The sequence below is a fragment of the Carnobacterium sp. genome, assembly GCF_032094055.1.
In the GTDB taxonomy this organism is placed as follows: Bacteria; Bacillota; Bacilli; order Lactobacillales; family Carnobacteriaceae; genus Carnobacterium_A.
Genome location: NZ_DAMDAK010000090.1, coordinates 1 through 4602 on the forward strand (window position 1 = coordinate 1; position 4602 = coordinate 4602).

At 36.0% G+C, this 4602-nt stretch carries 2 protein-coding genes and 1 pseudogene; 2 read left to right on the forward strand and 1 reads right to left on the reverse strand.

Annotation, left to right across the window (positions count from 1 at the left end):
- Positions 1 to 752, reverse strand: a pseudogene (locus RT405_RS11540) (penicillin-binding protein 2); the annotation flags it as partial.
- Positions 753 to 916: 164 nt separating this feature from the next.
- Between RT405_RS11540 and RT405_RS11545 the strand changes: the two are divergent.
- Together RT405_RS11545 and RT405_RS11550 are read left to right on the forward strand one after the other, a co-directional pair.
- Positions 917 to 3670 carry a YfhO family protein gene (locus RT405_RS11545; RefSeq protein WP_313469822.1) on the forward strand — a complete coding sequence of 918 codons (2754 nt, stop codon included), beginning with the start codon at positions 917 to 919 and terminating at the stop codon, positions 3668 to 3670.
- On the forward strand, positions 3663 to 4301 hold the full coding sequence (locus RT405_RS11550; RefSeq protein ID WP_313469824.1) for a pentapeptide repeat-containing protein: 639 nt from the start codon (positions 3663 to 3665) through the stop codon (positions 4299 to 4301). The genes RT405_RS11545 and RT405_RS11550 overlap by 8 nt, the downstream gene beginning before the upstream one ends.
- Positions 4302 to 4602: the final 301 nt, after the last annotated feature.

The window sequence follows — 4602 nt, forward strand, 5'->3', positions numbered from 1 at the left end:
CCTTTCGCTTCTGTGGTCACATCCCCTAAAATGCTTTTTAGCATTTCTCCCTCAGGATAAGTCCGAACCCAGTCAGTACCTGTATCAACACCAGGTAAAGCCAATAAGTTTTCACTAACTTTGGCCACTTCTTCATCCGTCACATTTTCGCTTTTGATATTAATCGTTGACAAAGCATAGGCACTGTTCATTCGTTTAAAAATTGCCGCTGCTTCTTGTTCTTCTGCAGTAAACTGAATGTCTTCATCCGTTACATGGTTAACTTGTGCTTGATAAAGTTCCGTTGCAGGCAAATTCAATTCCTTTTCTGATAGACGTTTATTTATTTTGCTTTCATTTAATGCTATCCAAAAATCTTGCAAATCTCTTTTAGATACGTCGAAATCTTCTTTTGTATCCAATTCTGTAACATGGGGCATTTCGATATATTGGGCCAAATTCATTGCAATAGTTGCCATATCTTTTCCGGATATCCCTTTACCTCTTGTATAGGTGATCGCTTGAAGAGGAGTATTCCCCACTAGCTTGCGGTACTGGCTGTCATAAATCTCACCACGCGGTACCGTTCCAGTTGCCAGAGTTGTTTCTGTCCGTTGTACTTGAGTTTCGAATTCTTCGCCTTGCACGATTTGTAAATAGCCTAAACGCAAAATAAGCGTCGCAAACAATAAAAAGACCGTGAAAAATAAAAGATTTAAACGAAAAGGTATATGCGACTTTTTTTTATTATTCTTTTTTTTATTCGATTTCACTGCTACACCTTCCTATTCCACTTAACTTCGTCTATTGTAACAAATCCAAACAAAATTAACCATTGAATGAAGAAATTTTTAATTATTCCTTAGCAATCTATGCTATTCTAGACATTAGAAATCAATCTTTATTTTTGAAAGACTTATTTATTGGAGTGAGTATCGTGCAATTTTCAATTAAATCTTTTTTCTATAAACAATGGCCTCTATTATTGGCCTTTTTTATCCCTTTGTTGATTATGTCAGGTATTTATATTATTCAAGGAGTCTATCCTTTTGGGAATGGTTCGTTAATGACTGTTGATCTAGGACAGCAGTACGTTGACTTTTTTTCTTATTACCGACAAACTTTTTTTGAAGACCCTTCTAGCTTTTATTATTCTTTTTCTAAAGCTATTGGCGGCGACATGGTCGGATTATGGGCTTATTATTTGACCAGTCCTTTTAACCTTCTGTTTTTACTTTTTCCGCATAACCAAGTTTCCTTAGCTATTACTTGTTTGACTCTTTTAAAAATCAGTTTAACAGGGCTAAGTTTTGGTTGGTTACTAAGGAAAGCTTTTAATGGAGATGGCTTTATTTTAGCAGCATTTTCTATCAGCTATGCTTTGATGGGTTATACGATTGTCAATCAACTAAATGTTATGTGGCTGGATGGATTGATTTTTTTACCTTTGATTGCGTTGGGTGTTGAGCAGCTGCTTTTTCAAAAAAAAGGATTAACCTATTCACTTTTTTTAGCTCTTGCTTTATTTTCAAATTACTATATTAGCTACATGATCTGCTTATTTTTGATTGGCTACTTTCTTTTCCGTCTTACTGGAATGTCCTACTCGCATTCGCTGTCTTTTAAAGAAAAAGTAAAAGAAAACTTCCAGCTGATTGGTTTATTCTTGTGGCATTCTTTATTAGGTGCCGGCTTGAGTGCTATTTTGTTATTGCCTACTTTCCATTCTTTGCTAGGGAGTAAAGCCAGCTATACTAAACTGATTTTTGATTGGGAACTGGCTTATCCTTTCCATGAAATGCTTTCCAAATTGATGATCGGCGCTTTTAATTTTGATCAAATGCCTACTGGCTATCCCAATCTTTTTATCGGGAGTTTAGCCTTGGTTTCTTTCGGATGTTACTTTTCCAACCATGCTTTTCCTTTACGAGAACGAATCACAGCCTTGCTATTAATGATTCTTTACGTAGTCTCAATGAATTTAAAAGCTTTTAATATGATTTGGCATGCTATGCAGTATCCAATTTGGTATCCTTATCGTTTTTCTTTTGTTGTCTGTTTCTTTATGATTTTAAACGGCTACCGCAGCTTTATGAAAATGGAAGGATTACGACCACTTGAAACGTTCTTCAGTGTTATTTTAGTTACGGTTATCGGAATCAGTGTTTATCAAGGCAACTATGACTTTGTCTATCCTGAACAAATAATTCTGACTATCGTTTTTAGTCTGCTTATTATATTTCTGCTGATTGTTAAACCGCAACAATACCGCTGGCTTGCCTTGATTCTTTTTTTAATTACTGCCGTTGAGATGGGTGCAAATGCTCAAATTGATTTGTCACGCTTAAGCTACGTTAAACAAGATTCCTTTTCAACTTATCAAAAAGAATTAGACACAACCATTGCTGCCATTCAAAAAAAAGATGCTGGTTTTTACCGAATCGAAAAGACCTTTTTGCGGTCCAAAAATGATAGTTTCCAAGCTGATTTTCCAAGTATTTCTCATTTTAGTTCTACTTTTGAAAAAGAGATTCCGCAATTGTTTGGACGGTTGGGCTTTCCCGTAGGTGATGGATTTATTGCCTATGCGAATGGCACTTTAGTTACAGATGCGCTTTTTGGGATCAAATATTATATCAGTGAACAAAATGAACTGTATCGTTTGCCTGAAAGAAAAGATGAATTATTAAAAGATGTCTCTTTATTAAAGCAAATAGAAGTTCTTCCGGCTGCTGAAATGGTTGATCCAGCTTTTCAATTGTCCTTGATGCAGACTAAACCAGATTTACGTGCTTATCAGCCTTTTGCTGAAACCACCCGGACTGTTTTGTACCAAAACCCTTATGCTTTGCCAATTGCGTTCGGCAGCAACAAGGCTGTGTTAGATGTCGCTGCTGAAAGCAATCAGCCAATACAATTACAAGAGAAATTGTTACGCGGACTAACAGGAATGTCTAGTCAAACAGAAATGTTTGTTCCATTAGATTTTACGAGTACAGTCTATCAAAATGTGTCCGTCTCTCAAACCAGTCAAAGACAAACGTATACCAAACAGATTTCTAATGAAGAAGCTTCTGTTACGTTCCAATTTAAACCGGAAACAAATGGTGCTTATTATGTAACATTAGGACCAAATGTCAAAGAAGAGGATACAGCTATTTATTTAAATGGACTTCCATTTACCCAATATCCTACTTACCGTGATGTGTTAATCTTGAATTTGGCCAATGTAAACAAAGATGACACAATCACCATTAAGTTTTCATTGAAAAAATCAACCCTGCTTTTAGAAGATATGCAGTTGTATCAATTAGATCAAACTGCTTTCACATCAGCTATTGATCAATTACAACAAAGTGGTATGGACATAACCGAACAGACCAATGTTCGGATTAAAGGAAAAGTAACTATCCAAGAAGATCAGCAGCTGCTGTTTACCTCTATTCCATACAGTAAAGGCTGGACAGTGAAGATCGATGGCGTTCCCGCAAAAACAGAAAAAGCTGTAGATAGCTTATTAGCAGTCCCAATTAAACCGGGAACACATACGGTTACTTTTCAGTATCGGACACCTTGGTTCAAAGAAGGTATGATTTTGTCTCTGATTTCAGCACTTCTCTTACTGGTTACTCATCTAGCTGTGTTAAAAACAAAAAATTATCATTTATTTAAAGGAGAACAGAATGACTAAAAAAATAAAAATTACCCCGCCTAAGTTAACTCCCGATTTGCTGCCTGGAAACTTTGACGAATTAGAACATGAAGCTTATTATACGAATACTCTTTTTCAAGATTGTTCATTATCCGATGTTTCTTTTGAAAAAGTATGTTTTAAAAATGTTGCTTTTGTCAATGTCACTTTTGAAAATTGTCAGTTTCACCAAATAGAGTTACTGGATGTAACGTTTGAAAAATGCAATATCAGCAACACGGAGATGATTGAAGCCATCATTCAACGTGCTCAATTTGCCAATACGAAGTTTTTAGGAACTAATTTTGCTGAAGCGTCAATCATGGACACCACTTTTACTGAATGTTTTGGCAACTACGGATCGTTTAGTTATGCTTCTTTAAAAAGAGTTTGTTTTACTAAAACTTCATTGACTGAAAGTGACTTTTTCGAAATCAAGTGGCAACATTTATTTTTTGAAAAATGTGAATTAGATGGAGCAAATTTTATGCAGACAAATATGAAGGGATTGAACTTAAGTTCCTCTACATTTGACCGTATTGCTATATCCACTGACTTACTCAAAGGCAGCATTTTAAATGCTGGTCAAGCCTTGGTGATAGCTGGTGCTTTAGGCATCCAAATTGAATAATACTAGAAAAGCTCTTTATCTTTGATAAGAGCTTTTTTTATTGGTTTGTCTGCTAAACCGCCTCTACCAGACACTCCCAGCTTGGTTTACACCACTTTTGTCTGCTAGACCGCCTCTACCGGACACTCTCAGCCTGGTTTCTACCAATTTTGTCTGCTGACTACTTCTACCGGACACTCTCAGCTTGGTTTACACCGCTTTTGTTCTGCTAGACTGCCTCTATCTAACATTTCGTCCTTTATTAACTGCAGAACAAAATGAATTGTTATAAAACCCTATACCAACACAAAAATAAAGCAGA